Here is a 25672-nt window from a genome sequence, read left to right as displayed (position 1 = left end):
CGGCTAAAATTAATAAAATTAGAAAAAAAGGGAAATCTATGACTTTAACAGAACAAATATTTGCTCATCATATAGGAAAAGAAGTAAAAGCAGGTGAGATTATTGATTGTCCTATTGATATGGTAATAGGAAATGATATTACAACTCCAATTTCTATTAAACAATTTAAAAAAAGTGGTGCTACAAAATTAGCTAATCCTGATGGTTTTGCAATTGTGCTTGACCACTATATTCCTGCAAAAGATATTCTAAGTGCAAATCAAGCAAAAATTAGTAGAGATTTTGCAAAAGAACATAATTTAAAATATCTTTTTGATGAAAAAAATATGGGTATTGAACACGCACTTTTACCTGAAAATGGACTTATTAGCCCAGGTGATGTGATAATTGGTGCAGATAGCCATACCTGTACGCATGGAGCTTTAGGAGCATTTGCTACTGGAATGGGAAGCACTGATTTAGCGTATGCAATGATAACAGGTAAAAACTGGTTTAAAGTACCAAGTGCTATTAAAGTGCAATTTCGTGGAAAATTAAAGCCTTGGGTTTATGGAAAAGATTTAATTTTAGAAATTATTAGAATTTTAGGCGTTGATGGGGCTTTATATAAATCATTAGAGTTTTTTGGAATTGAAGAGCTTGATATGGATAGCCGTTTTAGTTTATGTAATATGGCGATTGAAGCAGGTGCAAAGAATGGAATTTGTGCTGTTGATAATGTTACAAGAGAGTTTTTAAACTCGGTTAATTTAAAGAGAAAAGGCGTTGAGTTTAGCCACTTGCCAAATGCTGTTTATGAAAGAGTAATTGAGATTGATTTAGACAAGCTTGACCCTGTTGTAGCATATCCGTTCTTACCAAGTAATGGTAAAAGTATAAAACAAGCTGTAAGTGAAAAGGTAAAAATTGACCAAGCATTTGTAGGCTCATGCACAAATGGAAGGCTAAGTGATTTAAGAATTGCAGCGAGTATTTTAAAAGATAAAAAAGTTCATTCAGATGTAAGAATGATAATTACTCCAGCTACAACTAAAATTGCTTTACAAGCTCAAAAAGAAGGCTTAATGGATATATTTGCTAGTGCTGGTGCAGTTGTAAGTAATCCAACTTGTGGTGCGTGTTTAGGTGGGTATATGGGGATTTTAGCTGATGGAGAGCGTTGTATATCAACTACGAATAGAAATTTCGTAGGTCGTATGGGTGCAAGAACTTCAGAAGTTTATCTTGCAAATAGTGCAATTGCTGCTGCTAGTGCAATTAAAGGATATATTTGTTCTCCTGATGAGCTTTAAAAATAGCGTTTGCCTAATTTTAGGTGGTGGAAAATCAAGTAGAATGGGGCAAGATAAGGCTAATTTACGCTTTATTTATAAAAAGCGTGAAATTAGCCTGATTAATTATTTATATGAAAAATTACAGCCTTTATTTAATGAAATATATTTTTGTGCTAAGACTAAGCCAAGTGATTTAAAATGTAAATTTTTAAAAGATAATTATGAATATTTTCATCCAATTAATGGTTTAAAGACTTTTAAAAATATTAAAATTCCTAATTCAAATTCTGTTTTTGTAATTGCAGTTGATTTTGTAAAAATTAATAAAAGCTCTATAAAAAGACTTTTTTATAAACATAAAAGATATAAAAGTTCAGTAGTTGCAAAAAGTATCAAAACTCATTTTTTATGTGGTTTTTATAAGATGAGCGATTTAAAATATTTAGATGAATTAGATGAAAATTGCAAAATCAAAGATTTTTTTATAAAGTCAAAGGCAATTACTTTAAGCTTTAAAAATGATAATGCTTTTTTAAATATGAATACAAAAAGTGATTTTGAAAAGTTTATTAAAAGTTACAGATATTAAACATTTTATGCTATAACTAAGCCTTTTTTATGGAGAGTTTGGCCTACTGGTGTAGCCCTAAGACTTCAAATCTTGTGGTGGGGTAGTTGACTATTCTGCGGGGGGTTCGATTCCTTCACTCTCTAGCCAAGTTTTGGAATTTTAAATAATATTTTAGGTTTAAATTATAAAATATTTTTTGATTTATGGTTTTAGGAAAAATAAGTTGAAAGAGATTAGAAGAGTTGATAATTTTGAATATATAATAAAAGTTACCGTTGTTATTATTGGCTTAGTTCATCTTATATATGCTGTTAGTTTTACTCTAACGGGGCTATATTTCTTATTACCTTCTAGCTTAATTCAAATTATTATTTCTTTATTAGTAGCTTATGTAGTGTTGATAAGAAACAAGGGATATGCAATTGCTACTTTATATGCGCATTTAGATATATTATTTTCTTGTTGTTATTGCACTTATTATCTTGGATGGGGCTATGGTTTTACTATGATAATAGTTCTTTTATTATCATTAGCATATTTACAAAATTTCAATACTTTCTTAGTTCCAATAGGTATAGGACTTGTAGAAGCGACTGCTTTTTTTGTAATGCTTTATATTACAAAAGATACTCCAAATTATCCAAATCCTTATATGCCATATATAAATATAGCTAATTTTTTATTTATGGTAGTTACATTGCTAGTTTATATTTGGCTAAATGATAGAGAAAACGCCAAGATTATTAAGCAACTTGATGCTAGAAAAGAATTCTTACAATATAAAGCTGAAAATGATTATTTAACCACACTTTTAAATCGTCGTGCTATGAATGAGATATTAGATAATATGTTAGAAAAATTAAAAAATAAAGAAGTAAATTCTTTAGCATTAGCAATAGGAGATATTGATAATTTCAAGCATTTAAACGATACTTATGGTCATAATTTTGGAGATTTAGCTTTAAAAGAAGTTTCTAAAGTGTTTAAAAACGAATATGAAAACAATACAAATACTTATGTGGCTAGATGGGGTGGAGAAGAATTTTTAATACTATTTAGCAATTACTCTTACAATGATGTTTTAAATTCTTTAGAAAAAAGTAGAAAATCTATTGAAAAATTACAAATTAAAGATAATTTAAATGAAACTAGCGTTACTATTTCAATAGGTGTTAGTTATTCTATAAATTTAATTAATAAAGATGTATTGATAACAAAAGCAGATGCAGCACTTTATAGTGCAAAAGACTCTGGAAAAAATAGAGTAAAGTTAGTTAATTTAGGTTAGATATGGGAAGTTTTTTAGATCAAGATGATTTAGTTGTAGCAAAAAAAATTGCTAGATATATACTAATTATATTTTCAACATTATATTTTTTATTATCTATTTTAATGGGTTGGTTAGGTCATAACTATCCTATGTTTGTTAATTTGTTTTTAGCTTGTATATATTTGTATTCATTAAAAAAGTTAGATTTATTAGAAGTCAATAGTTTAGTATATACGGTGCATTTTGTTTGTATAGTTTATGCTATTTTTATGGTTCTTTATTTTGGTTGGAGTTTTGGAGCTCAATATTTTTTAATACCTTGTATAGCTTTTTGTTATGTAGGTCAATTTGAAAATAGAAAAATTATCTATACATTAGCAATTTTTGAGAGTATAGTTTTTGAATTATTGTATATATTTATGGAAGTTAATAAATATACTTTACAAAATCAATTATATGTGCTTGGATACAATATTAATGGCATATTTTATATTATTCATAGCTTATTTGCGTGTCTTACAATTATAATTGTTATGTATTTTTTAAAAATTAAAGTTTATAAAACAATTGAGACAAAAGAAAATGCAAATGAAGTTTTAAGTATTAATGCTTCTACAGACCCGCTTACATATTTACTAAATCGTTGGGCTTTTATGGAAAAAATTCATTTAATTCAATATAAAAAGAATTTTCATTTTGCTTTAATAGATATAGATTTTTTTAAAAAAGTTAATGATACTTATGGGCATAGTGTTGGAGATGAAGTTTTAAGAGTAACTGCAAGTTGCATAAAGCTTAATTTTTCAAGATATACTGATATGATTGCTAGGTGGGGCGGGGAAGAATTCTTAGTATTTGCATTAGGTTGCAGTGAAGAAGAATTTTATGAAGCGTGTAATAATTTTAGAAAAGAGCTAAAAAATAATAAATTCTGTGCTGGCGATTTTACGATAAGTGCTAGTGTTGGTTGTTTGCATGTAAATGGCGATTTTTCATATAGTAATTTTGATAATTATATTAAAAAAGTTGATGAATTATTGTATATGGCAAAAAATAGCGGTAGAAATAGGATAGAAGCAAAGCGTATAGAAGATGAATGAATTTAGAAAGATAGATAATATAAGACAATTAGTAAAAATCACAATGATTTTACTAACAATAACCCATACTACTTATGGGAGTGTGTTTTATTTTCTAGGTCTTTATCCTATGGTTAATATTAAGTTTATTGAAGCTTTTATTGCTTTAGTAGCTACGATTTTTATTTTAAAAATTGACAAATATCATAATATTGCTGTTTATTTTACACATGCTTCTGTTTTGCTGTCTTGTTCAATTTGCACATATATTTTAGGGCAAGGATATGGTTTTTTAATAGTTATGATAGCACTTTTATCTCTTGGCTATGTTCATGACTTTAGCAGTTCTAAATATCCTTTGATTATTGGTATTTTTGAAATTATTTTATTTATAGTTACAATAATTATTACAAAAGATGTTCCTGATTTTGAAAGCGAATATATGGTTTTTGTATATGTATTTAATGTTATAAATATTACTTCTGTAATTATTTTTTATTCGTTTTATACGCATAGTATTGATGAGAATGAAAGTAAAATATTAGAAAAAGAAAGCATTAAATTACAAAATAAAGCTGATTATGATTATTTGACAAATATTTTAAATCGTCGTGCAATGAATGAAATTTTACATATATATCATAATTATTTTCAAAAAGACCAGATTCGTTCTATGGTAATTGTCTTAGGTGATATTGATAATTTTAAGAGTTTAAATGATGAGTGCGGTCATAATTTTGGAGATATTGTTCTTAAAAATACAGCAAAAATCATTAAAGATAAAATATCTAAAAGAGCTTCTAGTTATGTAGCTAGATGGGGTGGAGAAGAGTTTTTAATGCTATTAACAGGTCTTAGCATAGATGAAAGTGAAGAACTAATGAATGAGATTAGGGAAGATTTTGCTAACTATACTCATAAAGATGGTTATAATGCTAGGAAAACTACAATTACTTTTGGAATTTGTTATTCTTTAAGACTTGAAAGTATAGATTATATGCTATCTCAAGCTGATAATGCCTTATATAGTGGTAAAAAATCAGGTAAAAATAAAGTAGAAACTATAGTTTTAGGACAAATATGATAGATTTTGAAAAAAGAAAATATGAGCTAGTAGAAGTTTTACAAGCTGAAAAAATTATGAAAGGTATTTTAGTTTTTAATTTAGTATATGCTTTAATAATGATAATTAATGATATTCCTTATTTGTTTTTAACGTATTTTATGCTAGCTGGATTATTTTTAGTATCGTTGGTATTTGTTAAGAGTAATAATTTTAATGCTTGTATTTATGTTACTTTTTTTTCTTGTTTTGTTTTTTCTGCTAGCTCAATTTATTATCTTGGGTGGGGTTATGGGTTTGAATATTATATATTACCTATAATATCTTATTTTTATATAGGTATTTATAGGAAAAAATACATTATATATTTAATAGCGACTTTCGGACTTATTTATTATTTGGCAATGTATTATTTTTTTTGTGTGAATGATTATTCTTTAGATATACCTTTATATTTATTTAGTGATGGTTCTAAATTCTATTTTAATTGTTTTAATGGGATTGTAGTATCAACTATTTTCGTAATTGTATCAAGTGTTTTAAGAAAACAAATATATATTGAATTAGAAAATAGACAAAATATAAATAAAAAGCTTGATAAAAGTGCAAATTTTGATTATTTAACAAGACTTATGAATAGATGGTGTTTTATAGATAGTATTGAAGATTTAAATATTAAAAGTAAGGTAAGTATTGCTTTAATAGATGTTGATTATTTTAAAAAAGTAAATGATACTTACGGACATAGTGTGGGAGATGAAGTATTAAAAAATTGTGCAAATTTAATGAGAAAGCATTTTGGAGAATATACTGATTTGATTTGTAGATGGGGTGGAGAAGAATTTTTAATATTAGCTTATAATGTATCTGCTTTAGATTTTGAAAATGCTTGTGAGAATTTTAGAATAGAGTATTCAAATTCTACATTTTCTGTTGAAAGCTTAACTACTAGCGTTAGTATAGGTTTAGTTTTTATAGAAGATAATTTTGCTAATAATATTTTAGATGAATATATAACAAGAGTTGATAAGTGTTTATATGAGGCTAAAAATACAGGTAGAAATAAAATAATAAAAAATATAATTTAATTTAAGCAAAAATTAATTTTATTAGGATAATATACAGCTTTTATTTTTAGTGTGCGTTCATAGCTCAGCTGGATAGAGCAACGGCCTTCTAAGCCGTAGGTCAGAGGTTCGAATCCTCTTGGGCGTACCACTTAGCGGATGTGGTGAAATTGGCAGACACGCCAGACTTAGGATCTGGTGCAGCAATGCGTGGAGGTTCAAGTCCTCTCATCCGCACCACTTATCATCTTAGTTATACTTTTTCAATTATATTTTTAATATTTGTTACGAAAAGTTACATTAATACATAAAAGTGCTAATTTTCTTTGCTTAAAATCTGATTTTATTGTAACATAAGTCCTTTCATTTTATCAAAAAGGAGCCTTAATGGTAGAAAACCAGCAAATCAAACGAAATGGATTTGAAAAAATCTTACACAAAATTGAAGTATTAGGAAACAAATTACCTGATATTACAATTCTTTTTTTAATTGCATTTTTTATTGTGATGATTTTAAGTTTTGCATTAAGTTTTATTGACTTTTCTTATATTCATCCAGTTAGTCACGAAAAAATTGTAGTTAAAAATATGTTTGAAATTCATAATTTAACTGAATTAATAGTTAGATTAGGCGTTAATTTTATAACTTTTCCTGCTTTACAATTAGTTTTAGTTGCTACTTTAGGAGTTAGTATTGCAGAAGGCAGTGGTTATATTAGAGCATTACTAATTAAAATGATAGGAATAGTTCCAAAAAGCATTGTTGTTCCTGTGGTTATATTAATTTCTATATTTTGCCATATAGTATCAGATAGTGCTTATGTATTTTTAATGCCAATTGCAGCTGCTATGTATTATAGTGCAGGTCGCCATCCAATAGCTGGAATTACTACTTCATTTGCTGCACTTGCAGGTGGGTTTAGTGCTAGTTATATTCCAAGTGTAGTTGATCCGTTAATGCAAGAATTTACTCAAAAAGCAGCAAGGACAATTGACCCTGAAATAAGCGTAAATGTATTATGTAATTATTTTTTAAGTATTTTTTCAACCTTTAGCGTAATTGCTGCTTGTTGGTTTGTTAGCTCAAAAATTATTGAGCCTATGCTAAATAAAACTATGCCTATTGATAGTGATTGTAAAATCGCTCATTTAGAAAATGAGAAATTAAGCTCACAAGAAAATAAAGCTTATTGGGGAGCGACTTTAACATTTATATTTATGGCTTTATTATTATTTGTTGTATCAATCCCAGAGAATTCTGTTATGCGTGGTGCTAATGGCTCACTTACTAGTGCTGATGCGGCTTTAATGAAAGCTATTGTTCCATTAGTATTTTTATTCTTAGCAATTCCAGGATATGTATATGGAAAAATCAGTGGCTCTATAAAAACATCAAGTGATTTATCAAAAATGGCTGCTAGTAGTTTAAATACTCTTACTACCTTTATTGTATTTTGTTTTGTATGCGGGCAGTTTTTATATGTATTTAATACTTCAAATCTTTCAACTCTATTAGCAATTTCAGGAGCTGAGTTTTTAAAGAGTATGAATATGCCTTCAGTTTTTACAATTTTAGGAGTGATTATATTTACAAGCTTTTTAAATATTTTTGTTACATCAGCTACATCAAAATGGGCTATATTAAGCGTTATTTTTGTTCCTATGTTAATGTTACTTGGAATTAGCCCTGAACTTACTCAAGCAGCATATAGGACGAGTGATAGTGCAGTAAATGTTATGACACCTATGTTTCCATTTTACCCATTAGTGATTGGTTATTGTCAAAAATATTATAAAAAAACAGGAGTTGGAACACTTAGTTCATTAATGCTTCCATTTGGTATTGCTTTATGGATAGCTTTAGTTGGTAGTTTATTTATATTCTGGGCTTTAGGTCTTCCGTTAGGATTTGATACTACTTATGTTTATAATTTTAAAGGTTAGATATGTTGGTAGAAGACTTTATAAAATATGTAAAAATCTCATCTCAAAGCGACGCTAGTAAGAGTAATACTCCTACTAGCGAAGGACAAATGCAATTAGCGAAATTATTAAAAAGTGAGCTAGAGAATTTAGGACTTAGCGAAATTAAGCTAAATGATAATGGCATTTTAACCGCACTTTTAGCTGGTGATAAAACTAAGACTAGCTTAGGTTTTGTAGCTCATCTTGATACTATTGATGTTGGGCTTAGTCCTTGTGTAAATCCTAAGATTTTAAGATTTGAAGGCAAGGATTTAGATTTAGGCAAGGCAGTTTTAGAGATTTCTAAACACCCTGAAATTATGAAGTATTTAAATGAAGACATTATTTTTAGCGATGGTTCATCTGTTTTAGGGGCTGATAATAAGGCTGCAATTGCTGTTATTATGAACTTAATTAAAACTCTTAAAAATAGTGATATTAATTATCCTGATATATTTTTAGCTTTTGTGCCAGATGAAGAAATAGGGCTTTTAGGCTCAAAGCAGCTTAATTTAGATGATTTTAGGACAACTCATCCTTATACTATTGATTGTTGTGAGGTTGGGGAATTAATGTATGAGACATTTAATGCAGCAAGTGCAAAGCTTAATATAATAGGCGTTTCAGCACACCCAATGAATGCTTATAAAATAATGCTAAATCCAACTTTATTAGCAAATGAGTTTATAAATCTTTTTGATAGATTGCAAACCCCTGAAAATACTAAAGATAAAGATGGATATATTTGGATAAATGAAATGCACTCAAATCAAAACGAAGCTAGTGTGTGTTTAAATATAAGAGACCACGATAAAACTAAATTTGAAGAGAAAAAAGAATACATTAAAACTTGCGTTGATTTTATGCAAAATAAATATAAAAAAGCTAGTTTTAAACTAGAAATGAGTGATACTTATTACAATCTAAAAGATGCTCTAAACGATGATAATAAAGATAGTTTAGATAAATTATATAAAGCTTTTGAACTATCAAATATTAAAGCAAATACAATTGCTATGCGTGGTGGGACTGATGGAAGTGCGTTGAGTGTAAAGGGTCTTTTTACCCCGAATTTTTTCACAGGAGCGCATAATTTTCATTCAAGATTTGAGTTTTTACCTGTTAAATCACTTGAAAAATCTTATGAAGTAGCACTTAATTTAGTAAAAATATATTCAAACTAGGAATTTTAATTCCTAGTTTTAAATTCTTAAAAACTATATCCTAAATTAACTCCGTATCTAATACCTTTAGCTATTACATCATTTGTATAACTTGCTTTAATTCCTGCATAAAAGCCGTCTAAATTGCGAGTGAATTTATAACCTAGCATAAGATTTGCTTCATAATTTAGTCTTTTTTGTTGCTCGTTAAATAATTTATCTCTTTTATTATCTAAATAAAATTTTGCAAAAGCACTAGCTTCAACAACTAATCCTTCATCAAAAATATTCATAGTGCTAGCTCCTAATTTGATTAAATTAGTATTAGCTACTAAATCTTTAGTATTAGTTTTGCTTTTGATTTTTTCATGACCTAAGCCACCTAAGATATTAAAGCCTGATTTAACTCCTACATTATTATTAAAAAATCCAATACCACCTAATACATTAACAGCAGTATAAGTGCTTGAAATTTTGCCACTTTCTATATTATTTTTATATTCTGAATCAAAGTCGTGAATGCTTAAATCTGCACCAAAAACAAAATCATTATCATAATTACTAAGTTTATAAGAATTTATAAAAATTCTTCCTTGATAAATACCATTATCGCTTAAATTAAGCCCGTAATCTTTAGCTTTTCCTACCATAAAATCAGCACCTACGAAGTTTTGTGCGTTTAGGCTGATTACACATATTAGTGTTGATAAAATTTTTTTCATATTATCTCCTTTTTAAAAAATGTTAATTCTATATTTGTATTTTTATATTTTAGTAATTTATAAATTATGACAATATATAGGCTTTTTGATATTAGAAATAAGTTGTCCGTTATTATTTTTAGGAATTGTTGTAAAACCTACATTATTTATTACAATACATATTGAGTTATTTTGGTCTATATTAGTTGATTTGCTTAGTCTAATAATATATGAATTAGCTTTTATTAGATTATAAGTTTTTGATTTATTAGTATATGAACTTGCAAATAATTCTCCTAATTCATTTACCATTATTCTGTGAGTTTTTTTGTATTTATTATTTAGATTATAAAATACATCAATTTTAGTTATTCCAAAGCTTTTTGTAAGATTTGTCCTTGTTGTAAGCAAATTATCATCTATACTTATTCCTGCATATCTAGCTCCAATTAGTTTTGTTTTATCAAATAAATCTTTTGCTAATTCATTTGCATCTGGATTTGATGAGCTAGAACCTATGCTATCGCTAAAAATACTATATCCAAATTCTTGATGATTGCATTTGTATTTGTTATATGAAGTTTTTGTATTTGCTACACAATGAAAATATATTTGCCAATATGATTTATCGTAATTTGTCGTATAATCATATACATCGTAATTTAGTGCTAAATCACGAAGTATATAAATATCTTGAGATAAACTCCTAGCTGCTAGGATTAAAGAATTTGAATTGATTTTTGATATTGCTATACTTGAGAGTATTCCAGCTACGACTAAAACTAAAACTAATTCAATTAAAGTAAAACCTTTTTTACTTACACGCAGCTTTGTCAATATGTACAAATCCAGAATATTGTTCTACATAAATACAAGCTATATCACTACCTTTTGAAATTTCTATTTTAAAACCACTTGGATTTTGATTAAAGTTTAAAGGCTCTCCTAATTCATTAAATATAATAGTATCAGTAATCGAATTAGGGGATTTAGGGATTGATGGTGTGGTTGAAGTAAATTTAATATTGTAACCTTTAATTGTATGAATAGCTGTTCTTGTAGCACACGCTTCATCTTTTTCAAAATCACATATTCTTTTATCAGGTTTTAAAAAATCTTCAGCATATACTGTTATTGGGTATGTTTTTAACTTATCTTTTTCTAGTTCAATTGTGTTAATTGCATAATTTTCATTAGGAAGTATTGTAAAGCGATAATATTTATTATGATAACTATTTGTTCCATCATAAGCATCATCTCCTAACGCTAGAATTTTTGTATATCTAATATCGTTTGCAATACTTCTAGCAGCATCTATTAATTCACTTGTATGTATTTTAGAAACAGCAACCGCACTAAGTATAGCACCAACAACCATAACAACTAATAATTCAATCATAGTAAAAGCTTTTTTCATACTTACATCCATTCTAAAACTTGAGCTAACTCATTAGCTACAAAGCATTTAATACCTTTAAAATTACTTTTATTTGGAATTATAGCATTTTTAAAACCTTGATTTTTTGCTTCATTAAGTCTAATGTCAAGGCTAAAAACTTCGCAAATTCCACCATTTAAACTAAGCTCCCCAATAAATACACTCTCATTGCTTAAAACTCTATTTTTAAAGCTAGATATTATAGCAGCTGCAACTGCTAAATCAGCAGCAGTTTCGCTAACTTTTATCCCACCGCTAATATTTATAAATACATCATATCTTGCAAGTGGAATTTCTAATTTTCTCTCAAGCAAGGCTAAAATCATATCAAGTCTATTTCTATCAAATCCCGTTGCACTTCTTTTAGCATAAGCACTTTCACATACTAAAGCCTGAACTTCAAGAGTAATTGCTCTGCTACCTTCTAAAATAATAGTTAGAGCACTTCCTGCGTGATTTTTACCTACAAATCTAGTTTTAATATTGTTTGCACTTATAAGTCCATTTTCACTCATTTGCCAAATGCCTATTTCGCTAGTGCTTCCGAAACGATTTTTAAAGCCTCTTAAAATTCTTAATTCCTTACTAGCATCACCTTCAAAATAAAGCACCACATCAACCATATGTTCAAGCACTCTAGGTCCTGCAATTGAGCCTTCTTTAGTGATATGTCCTATTATAAATGTGCTAATATTATTGCTTTTGCTTAGTTTCATTAGTTCAAATGTAAGCTCTCTTACTTGAGTGATTGAACCAGCGCACGAACTTATATTTTCTGAATAAATAGTTTGAATACTATCTATAATTAAGACTTCATAATTATTGCTTAAAACTTCATTTTTAATATTTTCAAAACAAAGTTCTGTAAGTAAAAACAAATTATCTTCATTAGCATTTAATCTATTTGCACGAAGTTTTATTTGACTTTTACTCTCTTCAGCACTAACATAAAGGACTTTTTTGCCATTTTTCGCTAAGTTTGCAGCGGTTTTTAAGAGTAAAGTTGATTTTCCAACACCAGGAGAGCCACCTAGTAAAACTAATGAGCCTACAACAAGCCCGCCACCTAAAACCAAATCAAGCTCTTTATCATAAGTTGAAAATCTATCAACTTGCTCAATTAAAACTTCTTTAATGCTAACTGCTTTGTTTGAATTTGGTTTTATTTCGTTTTTTAATACTTCAATTTGAGTTTGATTTAATTCTAAATATGAATTAAATGCCCCACATTCAGGGCATTTGCCTAAAAATCTAATTTGTTGATTACCACAAGCTTGGCATTCATAAAGGCTTGATTTTTTCTTAGCCATTGTTAAAAATTCCGTCTAAAAGAACCTTTAAATATTCATTTGCTTTAAAAGGAGCAATATCATTTGCACCTTCTCCATATCCAAAATATAAAATTGGTAGCTCTAATTCTCTTGCGATTGCAAATAATGAACCACCTTTACTTGTTCCATCAAGTTTAGTAATAATTACTCCATCAAGCTTTACTAAATCATTAAAAACTTTTGCTTGATTAATACCACTATTGCCTTGAGTTGCATCTAGGACTAGAATTTTTCTATGTGGAGCGTTTTCATAAGCACGAGATGAAATTCTTATTATTTTTTCTAGTTCATTTGCTAGATTTTTTTTATTTTCTAATCTTCCTGCTGTATCAATAATAACATTATCATAACCTTTGCTAAGTGCTTTTGTAATGGTATCAAAAGCAACTGCACTTGGGTCATGCCCTTGCTTAGTGCTTACAATATCGCAATTATTCTTACTAGCCCAAAGTTCAAGTTGCATAATTGCACCTGCTCTAAAAGTATCACAAGCTCCTAGTAAAACTTTTTTGCCTTGATTTTTATAAAAATTACTTAATTTTCCTATGGTTGTAGTCTTTCCTACTCCATTTACACCTAATATTAATTCTACAAATGGTTTATCATTAGAATTTGAATTAGGATTTTCATACATAAAATATGAGCTCATTACTCTTTCTAAATCTGCTCTTTCAACTATATCTTTAGGTGGTAAGTAGTATAAAATCTCTTCTACTATTTCATAAGTAATATCAGCATTTACTAGCATTTCTTCTAATAAATCTTTACTTATTTTTTCGTTTTTTGGTTTTACTTGATTTATAGCTTCAAGTGTTTTTGCTAAGCCTTTTTTTAAAAAATCTAACATTATTTCATAACCTTTTGAATATCAATATCAAGCATTTCTTCATAAACTGCACCTAGATAGTTGTTTATGTTTTTACCATTTTGGTCGTATAAAGCAATATATGGAATGCCGTTAATTTCTCCTAAAACTTTTAAAAATGTGTAATTATTATCACCTGTAACAATATCATAGCTAATACCATTATCCTTAATAAATTTAGCTATTTCTTCATCACTTTTATCTTCTAATAAAACGCCAATAACTCTTAATCTATCTTTATATTTTAATGCCAAATCATTTAAGTGTGGAATTTCAGCTTTACAAGGTGGGCACCAAGTAGTAAAGAAATTAAATAATATAATTTTATCATTTGAAGTAAATTCTAAGTCTTTATTATCATTATTAATTCTTTTAATTTCAAAAATCTCATCACTATTATAAAATTTTAAAGAGAATTTAATTAGTCTATTAAAATCAGGTTCTTTTTTAACTTCAACTTGAGTAATTTGTTCGCTTTCTTCTTCTTTTTTATCTTCTTTCTTATCAAAACAAGCGGTAAAAAACAATAAAGCAACGCTTAGCAATATAGCTTTCATTTTAATTCCTTATGTAATATGCTTATAAATTTTTTAGGTTAGATTATGGATAAAAAGTTAATAAGAGAAAAATTTCATAAAGAAAATTATAAATTTTGTAAAAATTACGGAAGTTTTAGAGCTATTTTAAAAATAATATCTAAAGTTAAAACAAATAAAAAATTAAATCTTTTAATTTATATTGCAAAAGATAAAGAAATAAATCTATATAAATACAAAAGATTTTTATGTAAAAAATTCAATATTTATATTCCAAAAATGCTTAGTGATAATAGTTTAGCTTTTAATAAATTAAGGTTTCCATTAAGTGAAGTTAGATTTAAAATAAAAGAAAGCTCAAGTAAGATTGAAAATATTAAAATTGATATTGCAATTATACCTGTTTTAGGAATTGATAAGGATTTTAGAAGAGTAGGTTTTGGCAAAGGATTTTACGATAGAACTTTTTCTAAAATTGATTATGATTTATTAATTATTTTTATTCAAAATATAAAATCCGTTACTAAAAACAAAATTTGTTTAAAATCGGATATTCAAGGCGATTTTTATATCGCAAATGGTAAAACAATAAAAAGAAAGAGAAGTTATGACATTAGTTGAAATTATATCGTTATTAGCGGTATTTATTCTAGGAGGAGCATTAGGAGTTTTAGTAGCCAAAAGAATACACGAAGCTCATTTTAAAATTCACGAAGAACAAGCAAAAGCAAAAGCAAAAGTGATTGAATATGAAGCTGAAAAAATACTAAGAAATGCTGATAAAGTTCTAGAAAATGCCAAAGCAAGTGAGGGTAAGATTGAGTTGAGTTATAAAAAATCTTATGATGAAAAGATTTTAGAACTTCAAAAAGAACACGATAAGAAAATTCTAGAAATTGAGAAAAAAGAGCAAATTCTAGCAATAAACGAACAAAAATTAGATGAATTTAAAGCAAGTATTGTAAAAAGCGAGCAAGCTGCAAATGAATTGATGGAAGAAGCAAATATGCTTAAAAAATCTTGCGAAGCAAAAATGCAAGAATTATTAAGCAGTATTGAAAATATAAGTGGTTTAACTCAAAGCGAAGCAAGAGAATTAGTAATAAATCAAGCTAAAGAAGATGCAAGAGATGAAATCGCTCATATTGTAAGAAAATGCGAAGAAGAAGCAAAATCTCAAGCAAAGGCAAAAGCAGGATATATCTTAGCGCAAGCTACTACTAGATTTGCAGGTGAATATGCAAGTGAGAGATTAATTAGCGTAATAAATCTTAAAAGTGATGATTTAAAAGGAAGAATTATTGGTAAAGAAGGAAGAAATATAAAAACACTTGAAATGGTTTTAGGTGTTGATGTAATTATTGATGATACTCCAAACGCAATTATTATTAGCTCATTTAATGTTTTACGCCGTGCAATTGCTAAAAAAGTAATTGATTTATTAATAGATGATGGAAGAATTCAGCCAGCTAGAATTGAAGAATTACACGAAAGAGTTTCAAAAGAATTTGAAGAAGAAATGTTTAATGAAGGTCAAAATATCATAATGGATTTAGGACTTACAAAAATGGCTCCTGAATTAGTAAAATTAATTGGCCGTTTAAAATATCGTGCAAGTTACGGACAAAACGCATTAGCACATAGCTTAGAAGTTGCACATTTAGCAGGAATTATCGCAGCTGAATGTGGTGGTAATACAAGACTTGCAAGGCGTGCTGGAATTTTACATGATATTGGCAAGGCTTTAACTCACGAATATGAAGGTAGCCATGTTGATTTAGGTGCTATGGTTTGTGAAAGGCACAAAGAGCATCCTGTGGTATTAAACGCTATTTTTGCTCATCACGGGCATGAAGATGCTTTAAGTATTGAAGCTGCTGCAGTTTGCACGGCTGATGTTTTAAGTGCGGCAAGACCAGGTGCTAGAAGAGAAGTTTTAGAAGCGTTTTTAAAGCGTGTTAGTGAGCTTGAAGCTATTGCAAAACAACATTCTCAAGTTAAAAAAGCTTATGCAATTAATGCTGGTCGTGAAATTAGAGTTATTGTAAATGCTAAGCTAATTAATGATGATGAAAGTGTTCTTTTAGCTAAAGAAATAGCTAGTGAAATAACAAGCAGCTTACAATTTCCAGGAGAAATTAAAGTAAATGTTATCCGTGAAACTAGAGCTGTGGAGCTAGCGAAATAATGCAAGAATTTATAGAAAAATTTGTAGAATACGGATATATTTTAGTATTTTTATACTCTTTAGGCGGCGGTATGTTAGCACTGCTTGCCTTAGGAGTGTTTGCAAGTGCTTATAATGTAAATCCTTATATTAGTATTTTAGTAGCTTTTGTGGGTAATTTTTTAGGCTCGTCAGCTTTATTTTATTTTACTAGAGCTAGTAAAAAAGACTTTCAAAAACATCTTGTAAAGCATAAAAGAAAACTAGCTCTTTTAGTAGTTTTATTTAGAAAAAATGGCTTTATTTTTACTTTAGTTTGTAAGTTTGTTTATGGGCTTAAAACCTTAGGTCCAATAGCAGCTGAGATTTCAAAATTAAGCTTTTTTAGATTTAGTATTTATAATCTAATTTCTTGTTTTATTTGGGCTGTTGTGGTGTTTTATGCGGCGTTTTATTTAGGAGATAGCTTGGCTAAAACTTTTGATGAATATTCATCTTATATGCCAATTATTTTACTTGTTTTATTGATTGTAATTTTTACATATTTAAAAATAAAAGCGAAAAAATGAAAACTAAGAAATTATTAAATATTAGATTTTTTTTAAGAAAGATAATTCATTTTAAAAATCATAAATTCCTAAATCAAATTCTACTAGATTATCCGAAATTATCTAATAAATTTAGCGAGAATTTAAAATATCACAATGATATGTTATGCAAAAAATACGGGGCTACTAATTTTACTTTTGAATATTCAAATGAATGTTTTAAAAGAGATTTAGAAATTATTACAAATAGATTTTTGGATATTTTAAGTAATGATGAGATTATTTTTAACGAATTTGATTTAAAAATTATGCTTAGCTCAAATCCTAAAGTAATTAGCGAAGGACTTTTTACAATTCATTTGCATTATAAAAATGAGCTTTTATATTCTTTAAGTTTTGTTTTATTAAATGATGCTTTATTAATCACAGCCTTACAGGGTAATTTAAATACTAAAGATGAGATAAAAGAATTTACTAAAGTTTATTTTGGTTTAAGACCGCTTAATTTTATTATATTTTTTGCTTTTATTTTTGCTGAGTTTTTAGGTATAAATAAAGTTTGCGGAGTAAAGGATAGATTTTTAGTATCAAGATTTAAACGCAATAGAAAAAGAGATGGAAGAGTATTTGTAATACCAAATTATGACGAAATATGGCAAGAAAATACAAAAATTATTAAAGAAGAAAAATCATTTTATGTATTAGAATATTTGCAAAAAGATTTAGAAGAAATACCATCAAAAAAACGCTCAATGTATAAAAAAAGATTTGAGTTCTTAAAAACGATTAAATTGTAAGCAATAATTATTCCTAACTAGCTAAAATGCTCTTTATGAGAGTAGATAAATTTTTAAATGCAGTAAATATCACAAAACGCCGTTCAATTTCACTTGATATGTGTAAAAACGGCGTTATTTGTATAAATGGAAATGTTGTTAAACCTAGTAAAGAAGTAAAAGTCGGCGATATTATAAGTCTAAATCTTTTAAACGAGCAAATTAGATTTAAGGTATTAGCTTTACCTACAACCAAAAATGTAGCTAAAGCAAAATCAAATGAATATGTGGAAAAACTAGATGATAATCAAAGCTAATTTAGATAATTTAGATTTAGTGGTAAATGAGTTTGGTGATAATGGGATTTATTTATTACAAGGTGATTTAGCTAGTGGAAAGACTACTTTAGTAAATAAAATAGCAAATAAAAAATTAAATCAAAAAGCAATTTCTCCAACTTTTAGTGTATTAAATACTTATAAAAACGATACTAATACGATTTATCATTATGATATTTATCAAAAAGGAACAAAAGCTTTTATAGAAAATGGTCTTTTTGAGAATTTGTTTAATGATGGTCTTCATTTAATTGAATGGGCTGATGATGATTTTATAAAAATATTAGAGCAATTTGCACTTGAATACAAGATTGTAAAAATTAGCGCTAATAATGAAGGTAGGCTTTATGAGTTTAGTTAATTTAAAAGCGTGTGGTCTAAAAAAAAGTATAAAAAATATAGAAATTATAAAAAATGTAGATATTAGTATGGATAATTCTCAAATAGTAGGATTGTTTGGAAGTAATGGTGCAGGAAAAACTACTACATTTTATATGATTTGCGGACTTGTTAGCCCTAGTGCTGGGGATATTTTTTTAGATGATTTAAATATTACTAACGAGCCACTTCACAAACGCGCAATTCTAGGCATTGGTTATTTACCACAAGATTCAAGCGTTTTAAAAGATTTAAGTGTTTGGGAAAATATGCAAATTGCAGCAGAACTTAAAGGGCTTAAAAATATAGATGAATTAATAGAAGAAAAATTAAATCTTTTAAAGATTTATGATAGAAAAGACCGCCTTGCAAAAAGTCTTAGCGGTGGGGAGCGTCGTAGATTAGAAATAGCTAGAGCTTTAGTTTTAGAGCCTAAGTTTTTATTACTTGATGAGCCTTTTGCTGGGGTTGATCCAAAAAGTATTAATGATGTTCAAAGCATTATTAAGGATTTAAAAGATTTAAATATAGGCGTATTAATTACTGACCATAATGTCCGTGAAACCCTTAGAATTTGTGATAAAGCTTATGTTTTAGATAGTGGTAGTATTTTAGCTAGTGGAAGTGCTAAAGAAATTGCAAATAATGAAATAGTAAAAAGCAAATATTTAGGTAAAAACTTTTCTTTATAATGTTAAAAGTTCGTCAGCAAGTAAGCCAAAAGCCAAAATTATCTCAAACCCTTAGAAGCTGGTTGCCACTGCTTCAAGCTAGTAGTGATGATTTAGAAGATGAAGTAAATAATCTAGCAAAAGATAATCCTTGCATAAAAATTAGCTCAAAAAAAGAAATAAATGATAAAAAATCTAACAAAAGTATAAGACAATTATATTCTAAAGGCGGTGGTTTGATTGAAGAATTAAATATCGCTAAAAAAAGCATATATGATGATTTAGAATTACAGCTTAATAAGACTTTATTTCCTACTCAAAAATCTCAAGAAATTGCAAGAATTATTATAAGTTGTCTTGATGAGAATGGATATTTTGTATATGATGAAAATATTTGTTTAGGATATTTATTAGAAGATATAGAAAAAGTTAGAAAGAGATTTTGCTACCTTGAGCCTTTAGGAGTTGGTGCTATTAATTATATTGAAGCTTTAGAGTTTTGCTTATTGAATGCAAATTTAGAAAATGAATTATTTTTATTATGTAAAAAGCTTATAAATGATTTGGATAATTTATCAAAATATACTAAAAATCCTTTATATAAAGACGCAATAAGAATTATAAAAAGCTTTAATCTACCGCCTTTTATTGATGATTTAGAAGATAGCAAAGAGATTATTCCTGATATTTATATTTTAAATGAGAATGGAAAATTAGAAATAATTATCAATGATGATTATTATCCGCAGATTGAAATTCAAGACTATAAAGAGTTAAAAGAACAAGTAAAAAATGCTAAAAATTTAGTAGATGCTTTAGAAATGAGAAAGGCGACTTTAAAAAAACTTGCCTTAATGATAGTTGAATATCAATATGATTATTTTTTAGGTGGAGATATTAAGCCATTAAAAATGCAGGATTTAGCAACCGAACTTGATAGAAATACTAGCACAATTAGCCGTGCAATAGCTAATAAATACATTAGCTCAAATCGTGGGATAATAGCTATTAAAGACTTTTTTGCAGCAGAATTAAACGATGGCACAAGTAATAAAACCATCAAAGAATTTGTAAGTGAATTAATCAAAAATGAAAATCACTTAAAACCTTTAAGCGATCAATTAATTTTAGAAAAAATAGAAAAAGAATTTAATGTAAAAATAGTAAGAAGAACTATCACAAAATATAGAAAATTACTAGATATTCCAAGCTCAAGCGAGAGAAAAAAATTATATTCATTAAGGTAGAAAAATGACTTATTTAGAACTAAAAGAAAAATATAAAGATATAAGAATTATAGCGGTTAGTAAATACACAACAGATGAGAAAATAATGGCTTTACATAAATTAGGGCAAATTGAATTTGGCGAAAACAAAGTACAAGATTTAGCTAGAAAAAAAGCTGAATTATCAAGTGATATTAATTGGCATTTCATAGGAAATTTGCAAAAAAATAAAGCTAATTTACTTATAAAAACAAAGCCTGTTATGTGGCAAAGTTGCATTAATTTAGACCTTGCAAAATATGTTGATGCTAGACTTGATTATGAGCTAGATACATTGCTTGAGATAAATGTGGCTAACGAAGATAGCAAGGCTGGTATTAATCCAAGTAAAGCAATTGATGAGTATTTAGCGATTAAGCAAAATTGTAAATTCATAAAACCTGTAGGAGTTATGTGTATAGGTGCTATGAGCGATGATATTAAGCAAATTATTAAGAGTTTTGATTTGTGTTATAAGATTTATGATGAGCTTAAAAAAGATGGAGCTAAGATTTGCTCTATGGGTATGAGTAGTGATTATGAAATAGCTATTAAAAGTGGAGCAAATATGATACGCTTAGGCAGCGTGCTATTTAATTAATAAAATAAATTTTCATTTTATAAGATAAGTTTTTATAGTTTTAGTTATCTTAATTTTTATATAAAATATTATTAAATAATAAGAGCTATTTTAAGATATTATTTTTTAGTTTTATATAAAGTTTTGATTTTAAATTCCAAAATCTTTAATATCGTAAATATTGTTTATTACAAATACAAAATAAAATATATATAAGTTCTAAAATATCTTTATATTTAAAATATTGAAATTAACAATATAATACCAATTTGCCTTTTATTTTAAAGTATTATCTCCTATTTTAAATTCTTAAAATGTATTGAATTTAAAATAGGAATTGAGTTTATATTTTTAACTCCCATTCATAAGCGCTTTTGCAAATTAATTCAAGGTTGTCGTTACTATATTTCCAGTCTGTTAAAGAAGTTATTTTTTTATTAGATGCTACAAGTGAGCTAGGATCTCCTGTGCGTCTATCTGCCATTTCTACTTTAAAATCATTACCACTGATTTTTTTCATAATATCAATTACTTCTTTTACGCTAGTTCCTTTTGAGTACCCAACATTAAAGGCTTGACTTGTTTTTTGGTTTTTTAAATATTTTAATGCTTCAATATGTGCGATAGCCAAGTCATCAACGTGTATATAATCCCTTACGCAAGTTCCATCAGGGGTATTATAATCATTACCATATAAATACATTTTATCTCTTTTATTAGCAGCACATTCAGCAGCTATTTTTATAAGTAAGCTAGATTTACTAAATTGACCTAAAGGTGCAATTAGGCTTGCTCCTGCAACATTAAAGTATCTTAATGCTATGAAATTAAATTCTTTCTTTGCATTTGATAAATCATTTAATATATATTCGCCTATTAGTTTTGTTAAACCATAAGGATTTATAGGATTTTTTGGAGTATCTTCTGTGATTAATTCATTAGTTTTTGGTTCTCCATAAGTTGCAGCAGAACTTGAGAAAATAAAATTATTAATATCGTATTTTTCACAAATTTTTAATAAATTAATCATATTTGATACATTATTATCATGATATTTTAATGGATTTTGTGTGCTTTCAAATACGCTAGTATTAGCTGCAAAATGCACTACACAATCTATTTTATTATTGGTTACTATTTGTTCTAATAGTTCTAAATTTCCAAAATTTCCTTCGTAGAATTTAAAATTATCAAATTTATTTAACACTTCTAAAGCCCTTGCATTTCCAGTGCTAATATTATCAATACCTATAACTTTATAATTATTCTTTAAAAAATGATAACTTGTAATTGAGCCAATATAACCTGCTGCACCTGTAATTAAAATCATTCTTCGTTCCTTTCTAAATGTATTATTTCATCAAGCACGACTGTTGCGTATGAGCCTTTTTGTAGGCTAAATTCAAGGCTAAGTTGTGCTAATTCTTCATTATAGTTAATTTTTTCATCATTTGTGTAAGTCCATAAATATCTTCTTGAACCATTTTGAGTTTTTAATAAATCAAAATAATCTTTATATATGCTATTTTCAATTTCACCTAAAAAACCTTCATTTAATTTAGGTTTATTTCCTAGTATCAATCCAGAAGGGCTAATATCTCTTGCTAAAAATCTTTTTAAACCATCTTCTAAATTCTCATTAAATACCTTGCCGTAAGGATAATGCTCATATATTTCATTATCAAATAATTTAAAAAATTGCTTTTGTTTTTTTAGATTTTCAACTAAAGTTTTATCTTTATAAAGTGCTAATAGTTCTTGTTTAGAAAAATCATTGCTAAATCTTGAAATTTCTATTCTTTTTGATAAATATGTATTGAATAATTCGCTTTGAAATGCAGAAATTAAAAAGTTATTTAATTTATTATTTTTAAATTTTAATTCGTTTTTTAATATTTCTAAGCCTGTTTTTGCATTATCATTATCTTTGCCAAAACGCTGATAGCCATAATAATTAGGAAAGCCATTTTCTTTAATATTTGTAAAAATTTGTTCAATCTTTAAAGCATCAATTTTATTAACTTTTTTTAATCTTATAAAAAATGAATTACCTTTTAAATGTCCGATTTTTAATTTATTATTGTGTAAAAAAGTATCAATAATTTTACATTTTTCATGAGAAAATTTAGCTAATTCTTTCTCGTATTTTTTAGGCATTGAAATGTATTGAAATGTAAGTCCTTGCTTGTCTTTAAGACCTGCGTAACCAAAATCTTTTGCTTTAATTCCTGTTGCTGCACTTAAATCTTTTAAAAGTTCATTTGTGCTTAAATCTTTCTTTTGTATATGTAAAATCAAATGCTCTCCAGAGCCACTAAATTCGTATAATGGTATTTCACGCACTACGAAATCGCTAGAATTTTTTGAAAAATAAACATTGATTTTTGAATGAGTGTTTGCTCTTAAATACATATTAAATCCTTTTAATAATTTATAACATTTTTTTGATATAAATTAGTAAAAAAGGAATTTTGTTATGAGAAGTTTTATTTTAAGAGTATTTAGATTTGATGCTAGTAGAGATTATGAGTTTTACTATAAGCCATATGAGATTAATTTAAAAGACATTAACGATAGTTCTACACTTTACGATGTTTTAGGGTTAGTAAAACAACAAGATAGATATTTTAATATGCCAGATTGTAATGAATTTGTAAGGATTGAAAATAAAGTTTTATCACTTAATACAAACATAAATGAACTTATTAAAAAATTTGGAAATGATTTTTGTGTAAGTGCAATTGATTTAAAAAGAGCAAAGCTTGATTTAATGTGTGATGATAGTGATTTTATAAAAGTTTTTGATTATTTTAAAAATATTTGTAATGCAGATGATTATAAAGATTATTTAACTTATAAATTTTTATATTATGCAAGTGATATTCGTGAATATAATGATGAATTTTTAGGTGATAGTGCGTTTGTGTTTGCAAATAAATTATTAGAAAAATATCCTAATAAAAGAAAAGATATTTTAGATATTGTTTTTGATAAGGAAAAAGGAATTGAGTATAGTGTAAGTTTAAAACCATTTTTATATAGTGATTATGAAAAATATGAAGAAATTAAAAATTCTTTAAAACATCAAAAGGAGATTAGATGATAACTTTAATAAATGATGATTTTAATTTTTCTAATTTATTAAAAGGTGATTATAGAAAAACCTATGTAAAAACACCTAGTTTTATGAGTGAATATAAAGCAGATGAATATAAAAAAGAATTTGATTCTTGTTTAGGAGAGATGAATTTAATCTGCGATACTAGTATTTTAGATTATGCAAAGAAAAATTATAAAAACGCTTCATGTGTTATTCAAGATTTACAAAATATAGAAATTAAAAACGATTTTAATGGTTTTAATGTAGCTGTTTATCGTGGTTTTACCATTGATTTATTTTTACATTTTTTAAAAAAGACTAAGGCAAAATTAATAAATTACGAAACTCAAGAATTTGAAAATGGTTTTAGATTTTTAGATTTTGATAAACAAGTAGCATATAAAAAAGCAGCTAAGATAGTTTTAGATGCTTATGATAGCGGTGCTGATTTTTTAGTAGTTGGCGATAGTTTAAGCTTTAAAATGTTTGATACTTTAAGTGGCGAATTACAAAAAGTATCTAATAGAGATTTTAGTGATTTTTATATTTTACATATGGCTGAGTTCATAGCTTTAGCTAATGGTAATATCCCAGCTAGTCTTAAAGAACATAAATTAAAGGTTAGTTTGGTATGAAAATAGCCATTGCGTGCAAAGATATTTTATTAGAAAAGACTTTAATATTATTTTTACAAGATTATTTAGCAAATAAAAAAGATTGCGATTTTTTAATCACTGATGAAAAATTAATGCACGCAAAAAAACCACAATTTATAATAGGTTTTAATAATGCACATTTAAAATTGCCTTTTAGTAAAGAGCAATTAATTGATGCTTTATATGAGTTTTCAAGCACAATAAATCAAGATGATAATAAGGTTTTAAGTTTTGAAGAAAAACTTGATAAATTACTTAATAAATTTAAATATGATTTACTTCAATTAATGTATGAAAAATAATGTTTTAAGAGTTCAGAGCGGTTTTTTAAAAGGTAAAATTTTAGAAAATCCATCAAAAGATACTACAAGAGCTACAAAAAGTATAGTTAAGTCTTGTGTTTTTAATGTTTTAAGAGATGAATTAAGGGAATATGTTTTTATAGAAGCATTTGGCGGTAGTGCTAGTATGGCGATTGAAGCTATTAGTAATTATGCTAAAAAGGCATTTGCTATTGAAATTGATAAATTAGCGTATAAAAGTGCTTTAAAAAATACAAAAGATTTAAATATAGAAGTTTTAAATGACGATACTTTTAAAGCTTTGCCTAATATTATTGCCAAATTACAAAATGAAAAAACTATTCTTTATTTAGACCCGCCATTTGATATTAGAGATGGTTTTAGTGATGTATATTTGAAAATCAAGAATTTGTATGAGAATTTAGATTGTGATATTATCATTATAGAGCATTCTAGTAAGGTTGAATTTGCATCTTTAAAATATACCTTATTTAAGGTAAAAAAATTCGGCAACACAACTCTTAGTTTTTTTACTAGGTCTTAATTTATTTACTTTAGCTTAATAGAA

The 25672-nt window shown here is 27.1% G+C and carries 29 protein-coding genes and 3 tRNA genes; 24 read left to right on the top strand and 8 right to left on the bottom strand.

Translation table 11 applies throughout. The features are described from left to right. The first annotated feature begins 38 nt into the window (after window positions 1-38). The 11 genes from AVBRAN12654_RS00585 (at window position 39) to pepT (ending at window position 9473) form a co-directional block, all read left to right on the top strand. Complete coding sequence (locus AVBRAN12654_RS00585) at window positions 39-1292, top strand: 3-isopropylmalate dehydratase large subunit (protein WP_214115951.1); 1254 nt, start codon at window positions 39-41, stop codon at window positions 1290-1292. Further along, the gene (locus tag AVBRAN12654_RS00580; protein WP_336609435.1) at window positions 1282-1863 is read left to right on the top strand and encodes a molybdenum cofactor guanylyltransferase; all 582 of its coding nucleotides are present in this window, start codon (window positions 1282-1284) and stop codon (window positions 1861-1863) included. The genes AVBRAN12654_RS00585 and AVBRAN12654_RS00580 overlap by 11 nt, the downstream gene beginning before the upstream one ends. A 30-nt stretch (window positions 1864-1893) precedes the next feature. Then, window positions 1894-1992, top strand: a tRNA-Sec gene (locus AVBRAN12654_RS00575). Window positions 1993-2068: 76 nt separating this feature from the next. Beyond that, window positions 2069-3133 carry a GGDEF domain-containing protein gene (locus AVBRAN12654_RS00570; protein ID WP_214115946.1) on the top strand — a complete coding sequence of 355 codons (1065 nt, stop codon included), beginning with the start codon at window positions 2069-2071 and terminating at the stop codon, window positions 3131-3133. A gap of 2 nt (window positions 3134-3135) precedes the next feature. Next, window positions 3136-4215: a GGDEF domain-containing protein gene (locus tag AVBRAN12654_RS00565; RefSeq protein WP_214115944.1), complete on the top strand. Its 1080-nt coding sequence runs from the start codon at window positions 3136-3138 to the stop codon at window positions 4213-4215. Then, on the top strand, window positions 4208-5278 hold the full coding sequence (locus tag AVBRAN12654_RS00560) for a GGDEF domain-containing protein (protein ID WP_214119719.1): 1071 nt from the start codon (window positions 4208-4210) through the stop codon (window positions 5276-5278). Before AVBRAN12654_RS00565 ends, AVBRAN12654_RS00560 begins: the two co-directional genes overlap by 8 nt. Continuing rightward, complete coding sequence (locus AVBRAN12654_RS00555) at window positions 5275-6345, top strand: GGDEF domain-containing protein (RefSeq protein WP_214119720.1); 1071 nt, start codon at window positions 5275-5277, stop codon at window positions 6343-6345. The genes AVBRAN12654_RS00560 and AVBRAN12654_RS00555 overlap by 4 nt, the downstream gene beginning before the upstream one ends. A gap of 53 nt (window positions 6346-6398) precedes the next feature. Further along, window positions 6399-6475 (top strand) — tRNA-Arg (locus AVBRAN12654_RS00550). A gap of 4 nt (window positions 6476-6479) precedes the next feature. Then, window positions 6480-6564, top strand: a tRNA-Leu gene (locus tag AVBRAN12654_RS00545). Window positions 6565-6711: 147 nt separating this feature from the next. Beyond that, on the top strand, window positions 6712-8268 hold the full coding sequence (locus AVBRAN12654_RS00540) for an AbgT family transporter (RefSeq protein WP_214149724.1): 1557 nt from the start codon (window positions 6712-6714) through the stop codon (window positions 8266-8268). A gap of 2 nt (window positions 8269-8270) precedes the next feature. After that, window positions 8271-9473 (top strand): peptidase T, encoded by a 1203-nt coding sequence (gene pepT / locus AVBRAN12654_RS00535; protein WP_336613743.1) that lies wholly within the window; start codon window positions 8271-8273, stop codon window positions 9471-9473. Between the two features lie 26 nt (window positions 9474-9499). Here pepT and AVBRAN12654_RS00530 read toward each other — a convergent pair whose 3' ends face one another. Genes AVBRAN12654_RS00530 through AVBRAN12654_RS00505 form a run of 6 tightly spaced genes read right to left on the bottom strand, consistent with a single transcriptional unit; the run spans window position 9500 to window position 14344 of the window. Then, complete coding sequence (locus tag AVBRAN12654_RS00530; protein ID WP_214115932.1) at window positions 9500-10174, bottom strand: hypothetical protein; 675 nt, start codon at window positions 10172-10174, stop codon at window positions 9500-9502. A 57-nt stretch (window positions 10175-10231) separates the two neighbouring features. Next, entirely contained in the window at window positions 10232-10990 is a 759-nt protein-coding gene (locus tag AVBRAN12654_RS00525; protein WP_336613742.1) for a pilus assembly FimT family protein, read from the bottom strand. Continuing rightward, on the bottom strand, window positions 10968-11570 hold the full coding sequence (locus AVBRAN12654_RS00520; protein ID WP_336613741.1) for a pilus assembly FimT family protein: 603 nt from the start codon (window positions 11568-11570) through the stop codon (window positions 10968-10970). The genes AVBRAN12654_RS00525 and AVBRAN12654_RS00520 overlap by 23 nt, the downstream gene beginning before the upstream one ends. Before the next feature lie 2 nt (window positions 11571-11572). Further along, entirely contained in the window at window positions 11573-12901 is a 1329-nt protein-coding gene (radA, locus tag AVBRAN12654_RS00515; protein ID WP_214115925.1) for a DNA repair protein RadA, read from the bottom strand. Continuing rightward, window positions 12894-13769, bottom strand: a complete 876-nt coding sequence (gene ftsY / locus AVBRAN12654_RS00510) for a signal recognition particle-docking protein FtsY (protein WP_214119726.1) — start codon at window positions 13767-13769, stop codon at window positions 12894-12896. The genes radA and ftsY overlap by 8 nt, the downstream gene beginning before the upstream one ends. Continuing rightward, window positions 13769-14344, bottom strand: a complete 576-nt coding sequence (locus AVBRAN12654_RS00505) for a TlpA family protein disulfide reductase (RefSeq protein ID WP_214115921.1) — start codon at window positions 14342-14344, stop codon at window positions 13769-13771. The genes ftsY and AVBRAN12654_RS00505 overlap by 1 nt, the downstream gene beginning before the upstream one ends. Window positions 14345-14389: 45 nt before the next feature. Between AVBRAN12654_RS00505 and AVBRAN12654_RS00500 the strand changes: the two genes are divergently transcribed. Genes AVBRAN12654_RS00500 through AVBRAN12654_RS00460 form a run of 9 tightly spaced genes read left to right on the top strand, consistent with a single transcriptional unit; the run spans window position 14390 to window position 21067 of the window. Then, the gene (locus tag AVBRAN12654_RS00500) at window positions 14390-14944 is read left to right on the top strand and encodes a 5-formyltetrahydrofolate cyclo-ligase (protein WP_336607822.1); all 555 of its coding nucleotides are present in this window, start codon (window positions 14390-14392) and stop codon (window positions 14942-14944) included. Continuing rightward, window positions 14931-16511, top strand: a complete 1581-nt coding sequence (gene rny, locus AVBRAN12654_RS00495) for a ribonuclease Y (RefSeq protein WP_214115917.1) — start codon at window positions 14931-14933, stop codon at window positions 16509-16511. Before AVBRAN12654_RS00500 ends, rny begins: the two co-directional genes overlap by 14 nt. Further along, window positions 16511-17059, top strand: a complete 549-nt coding sequence (locus AVBRAN12654_RS00490; RefSeq protein ID WP_336613740.1) for a DedA family protein — start codon at window positions 16511-16513, stop codon at window positions 17057-17059. Before rny ends, AVBRAN12654_RS00490 begins: the two co-directional genes overlap by 1 nt. Beyond that, the gene (locus AVBRAN12654_RS00485) at window positions 17056-17835 is read left to right on the top strand and encodes a DUF535 family protein (RefSeq protein ID WP_336613739.1); all 780 of its coding nucleotides are present in this window, start codon (window positions 17056-17058) and stop codon (window positions 17833-17835) included. Before AVBRAN12654_RS00490 ends, AVBRAN12654_RS00485 begins: the two co-directional genes overlap by 4 nt. A 35-nt stretch (window positions 17836-17870) precedes the next feature. After that, window positions 17871-18131, top strand: coding sequence for an RNA-binding S4 domain-containing protein (locus AVBRAN12654_RS00480; protein ID WP_214120022.1), 261 nt, complete (start codon window positions 17871-17873; stop codon window positions 18129-18131). Continuing rightward, window positions 18115-18513, top strand: a complete 399-nt coding sequence (gene tsaE / locus AVBRAN12654_RS00475; RefSeq protein WP_239803385.1) for a tRNA (adenosine(37)-N6)-threonylcarbamoyltransferase complex ATPase subunit type 1 TsaE — start codon at window positions 18115-18117, stop codon at window positions 18511-18513. Before AVBRAN12654_RS00480 ends, tsaE begins: the two co-directional genes overlap by 17 nt. After that, complete coding sequence (gene lptB, locus AVBRAN12654_RS00470; RefSeq protein ID WP_214115900.1) at window positions 18500-19222, top strand: LPS export ABC transporter ATP-binding protein; 723 nt, start codon at window positions 18500-18502, stop codon at window positions 19220-19222. The genes tsaE and lptB overlap by 14 nt, the downstream gene beginning before the upstream one ends. Next, window positions 19222-20448 carry an RNA polymerase factor sigma-54 gene (locus tag AVBRAN12654_RS00465; protein ID WP_214115898.1) on the top strand — a complete coding sequence of 409 codons (1227 nt, stop codon included), beginning with the start codon at window positions 19222-19224 and terminating at the stop codon, window positions 20446-20448. Before lptB ends, AVBRAN12654_RS00465 begins: the two co-directional genes overlap by 1 nt. A 4-nt stretch (window positions 20449-20452) precedes the next feature. Beyond that, window positions 20453-21067, top strand: coding sequence for a YggS family pyridoxal phosphate-dependent enzyme (locus AVBRAN12654_RS00460; RefSeq protein WP_336612216.1), 615 nt, complete (start codon window positions 20453-20455; stop codon window positions 21065-21067). A gap of 322 nt (window positions 21068-21389) precedes the next feature. On the opposite strand, the gene galE is transcribed toward AVBRAN12654_RS00460, so the two are convergent. Both galE and truD read right to left on the bottom strand, forming a co-directional pair. Continuing rightward, window positions 21390-22376 carry a UDP-glucose 4-epimerase GalE gene (gene galE / locus AVBRAN12654_RS00455; protein ID WP_214115893.1) on the bottom strand — a complete coding sequence of 329 codons (987 nt, stop codon included), beginning with the start codon at window positions 22374-22376 and terminating at the stop codon, window positions 21390-21392. After that, window positions 22373-23458 carry a tRNA pseudouridine(13) synthase TruD gene (gene truD, locus AVBRAN12654_RS00450; RefSeq protein ID WP_214120020.1) on the bottom strand — a complete coding sequence of 362 codons (1086 nt, stop codon included), beginning with the start codon at window positions 23456-23458 and terminating at the stop codon, window positions 22373-22375. Before truD ends, galE begins: the two co-directional genes overlap by 4 nt. A gap of 64 nt (window positions 23459-23522) precedes the next feature. On the opposite strand from truD, the gene AVBRAN12654_RS00445 reads away from it, so the two are divergent. From AVBRAN12654_RS00445 to AVBRAN12654_RS00430, 4 genes are read left to right on the top strand one after another with little or no spacing between them, the layout of a single operon-like run. Further along, the gene (locus tag AVBRAN12654_RS00445) at window positions 23523-24149 is read left to right on the top strand and encodes a DUF5644 domain-containing protein (protein WP_214115889.1); all 627 of its coding nucleotides are present in this window, start codon (window positions 23523-23525) and stop codon (window positions 24147-24149) included. Continuing rightward, on the top strand, window positions 24146-24781 hold the full coding sequence (locus tag AVBRAN12654_RS00440) for an HdrB C-terminal domain-containing protein (protein ID WP_214115887.1): 636 nt from the start codon (window positions 24146-24148) through the stop codon (window positions 24779-24781). Before AVBRAN12654_RS00445 ends, AVBRAN12654_RS00440 begins: the two co-directional genes overlap by 4 nt. Further along, window positions 24778-25104: an ornithine carbamoyltransferase gene (locus AVBRAN12654_RS00435; RefSeq protein ID WP_214115885.1), complete on the top strand. Its 327-nt coding sequence runs from the start codon at window positions 24778-24780 to the stop codon at window positions 25102-25104. The genes AVBRAN12654_RS00440 and AVBRAN12654_RS00435 overlap by 4 nt, the downstream gene beginning before the upstream one ends. After that, complete coding sequence (locus AVBRAN12654_RS00430; RefSeq protein WP_336609428.1) at window positions 25094-25648, top strand: RsmD family RNA methyltransferase; 555 nt, start codon at window positions 25094-25096, stop codon at window positions 25646-25648. The genes AVBRAN12654_RS00435 and AVBRAN12654_RS00430 overlap by 11 nt, the downstream gene beginning before the upstream one ends. Window positions 25649-25672: the final 24 nt, after the last annotated feature.

Origin of the sequence: Campylobacter sp. RM12654, from assembly GCF_020137585.1 — a bacterium.
Classification (GTDB): Bacteria; Campylobacterota; Campylobacteria; order Campylobacterales; family Campylobacteraceae; genus Campylobacter_E.
The sequence above is the reverse complement of the archived record's forward strand: the minus strand, read 5'-3'. Positions and strand labels throughout refer to the sequence as shown.

Coding starts and splice junctions, on each gene's coding strand:
- AVBRAN12654_RS00585 (WP_214115951.1), top strand. CDS start 39: ATGACTTTAACAGAACAAATATTTGCTCATCATATAGGAAAAGAAGTA.
- AVBRAN12654_RS00580 (WP_336609435.1), top strand. CDS start 1,282: ATGAGCTTTAAAAATAGCGTTTGCCTAATTTTAGGTGGTGGAAAATCA.
- AVBRAN12654_RS00565 (WP_214115944.1), top strand. CDS start 3,136: ATGGGAAGTTTTTTAGATCAAGATGATTTAGTTGTAGCAAAAAAAATT.
- AVBRAN12654_RS00560 (WP_214119719.1), top strand. CDS start 4,208: ATGAATGAATTTAGAAAGATAGATAATATAAGACAATTAGTAAAAATC.
- AVBRAN12654_RS00555 (WP_214119720.1), top strand. CDS start 5,275: ATGATAGATTTTGAAAAAAGAAAATATGAGCTAGTAGAAGTTTTACAA.
- AVBRAN12654_RS00540 (WP_214149724.1), top strand. CDS start 6,712: ATGGTAGAAAACCAGCAAATCAAACGAAATGGATTTGAAAAAATCTTA.
- pepT (WP_336613743.1), top strand. CDS start 8,271: ATGTTGGTAGAAGACTTTATAAAATATGTAAAAATCTCATCTCAAAGC.
- AVBRAN12654_RS00530 (WP_214115932.1), bottom strand. CDS start 10,174: ATGAAAAAAATTTTATCAACACTAATATGTGTAATCAGCCTAAACGCA.
- AVBRAN12654_RS00520 (WP_336613741.1), bottom strand. CDS start 11,570: ATGAAAAAAGCTTTTACTATGATTGAATTATTAGTTGTTATGGTTGTT.
- radA (WP_214115925.1), bottom strand. CDS start 12,901: ATGGCTAAGAAAAAATCAAGCCTTTATGAATGCCAAGCTTGTGGTAAT.
- ftsY (WP_214119726.1), bottom strand. CDS start 13,769: ATGTTAGATTTTTTAAAAAAAGGCTTAGCAAAAACACTTGAAGCTATA.
- AVBRAN12654_RS00505 (WP_214115921.1), bottom strand. CDS start 14,344: ATGAAAGCTATATTGCTAAGCGTTGCTTTATTGTTTTTTACCGCTTGT.
- AVBRAN12654_RS00500 (WP_336607822.1), top strand. CDS start 14,390: ATGGATAAAAAGTTAATAAGAGAAAAATTTCATAAAGAAAATTATAAA.
- rny (WP_214115917.1), top strand. CDS start 14,931: ATGACATTAGTTGAAATTATATCGTTATTAGCGGTATTTATTCTAGGA.
- AVBRAN12654_RS00490 (WP_336613740.1), top strand. CDS start 16,511: ATGCAAGAATTTATAGAAAAATTTGTAGAATACGGATATATTTTAGTA.
- AVBRAN12654_RS00485 (WP_336613739.1), top strand. CDS start 17,056: ATGAAAACTAAGAAATTATTAAATATTAGATTTTTTTTAAGAAAGATA.
- AVBRAN12654_RS00480 (WP_214120022.1), top strand. CDS start 17,871: ATGAGAGTAGATAAATTTTTAAATGCAGTAAATATCACAAAACGCCGT.
- tsaE (WP_239803385.1), top strand. CDS start 18,115: ATGATAATCAAAGCTAATTTAGATAATTTAGATTTAGTGGTAAATGAG.
- lptB (WP_214115900.1), top strand. CDS start 18,500: ATGAGTTTAGTTAATTTAAAAGCGTGTGGTCTAAAAAAAAGTATAAAA.
- AVBRAN12654_RS00465 (WP_214115898.1), top strand. CDS start 19,222: ATGTTAAAAGTTCGTCAGCAAGTAAGCCAAAAGCCAAAATTATCTCAA.
- AVBRAN12654_RS00460 (WP_336612216.1), top strand. CDS start 20,453: ATGACTTATTTAGAACTAAAAGAAAAATATAAAGATATAAGAATTATA.
- galE (WP_214115893.1), bottom strand. CDS start 22,376: ATGATTTTAATTACAGGTGCAGCAGGTTATATTGGCTCAATTACAAGT.
- truD (WP_214120020.1), bottom strand. CDS start 23,458: ATGTATTTAAGAGCAAACACTCATTCAAAAATCAATGTTTATTTTTCA.
- AVBRAN12654_RS00445 (WP_214115889.1), top strand. CDS start 23,523: ATGAGAAGTTTTATTTTAAGAGTATTTAGATTTGATGCTAGTAGAGAT.
- AVBRAN12654_RS00440 (WP_214115887.1), top strand. CDS start 24,146: ATGATAACTTTAATAAATGATGATTTTAATTTTTCTAATTTATTAAAA.
- AVBRAN12654_RS00435 (WP_214115885.1), top strand. CDS start 24,778: ATGAAAATAGCCATTGCGTGCAAAGATATTTTATTAGAAAAGACTTTA.
- AVBRAN12654_RS00430 (WP_336609428.1), top strand. CDS start 25,094: ATGAAAAATAATGTTTTAAGAGTTCAGAGCGGTTTTTTAAAAGGTAAA.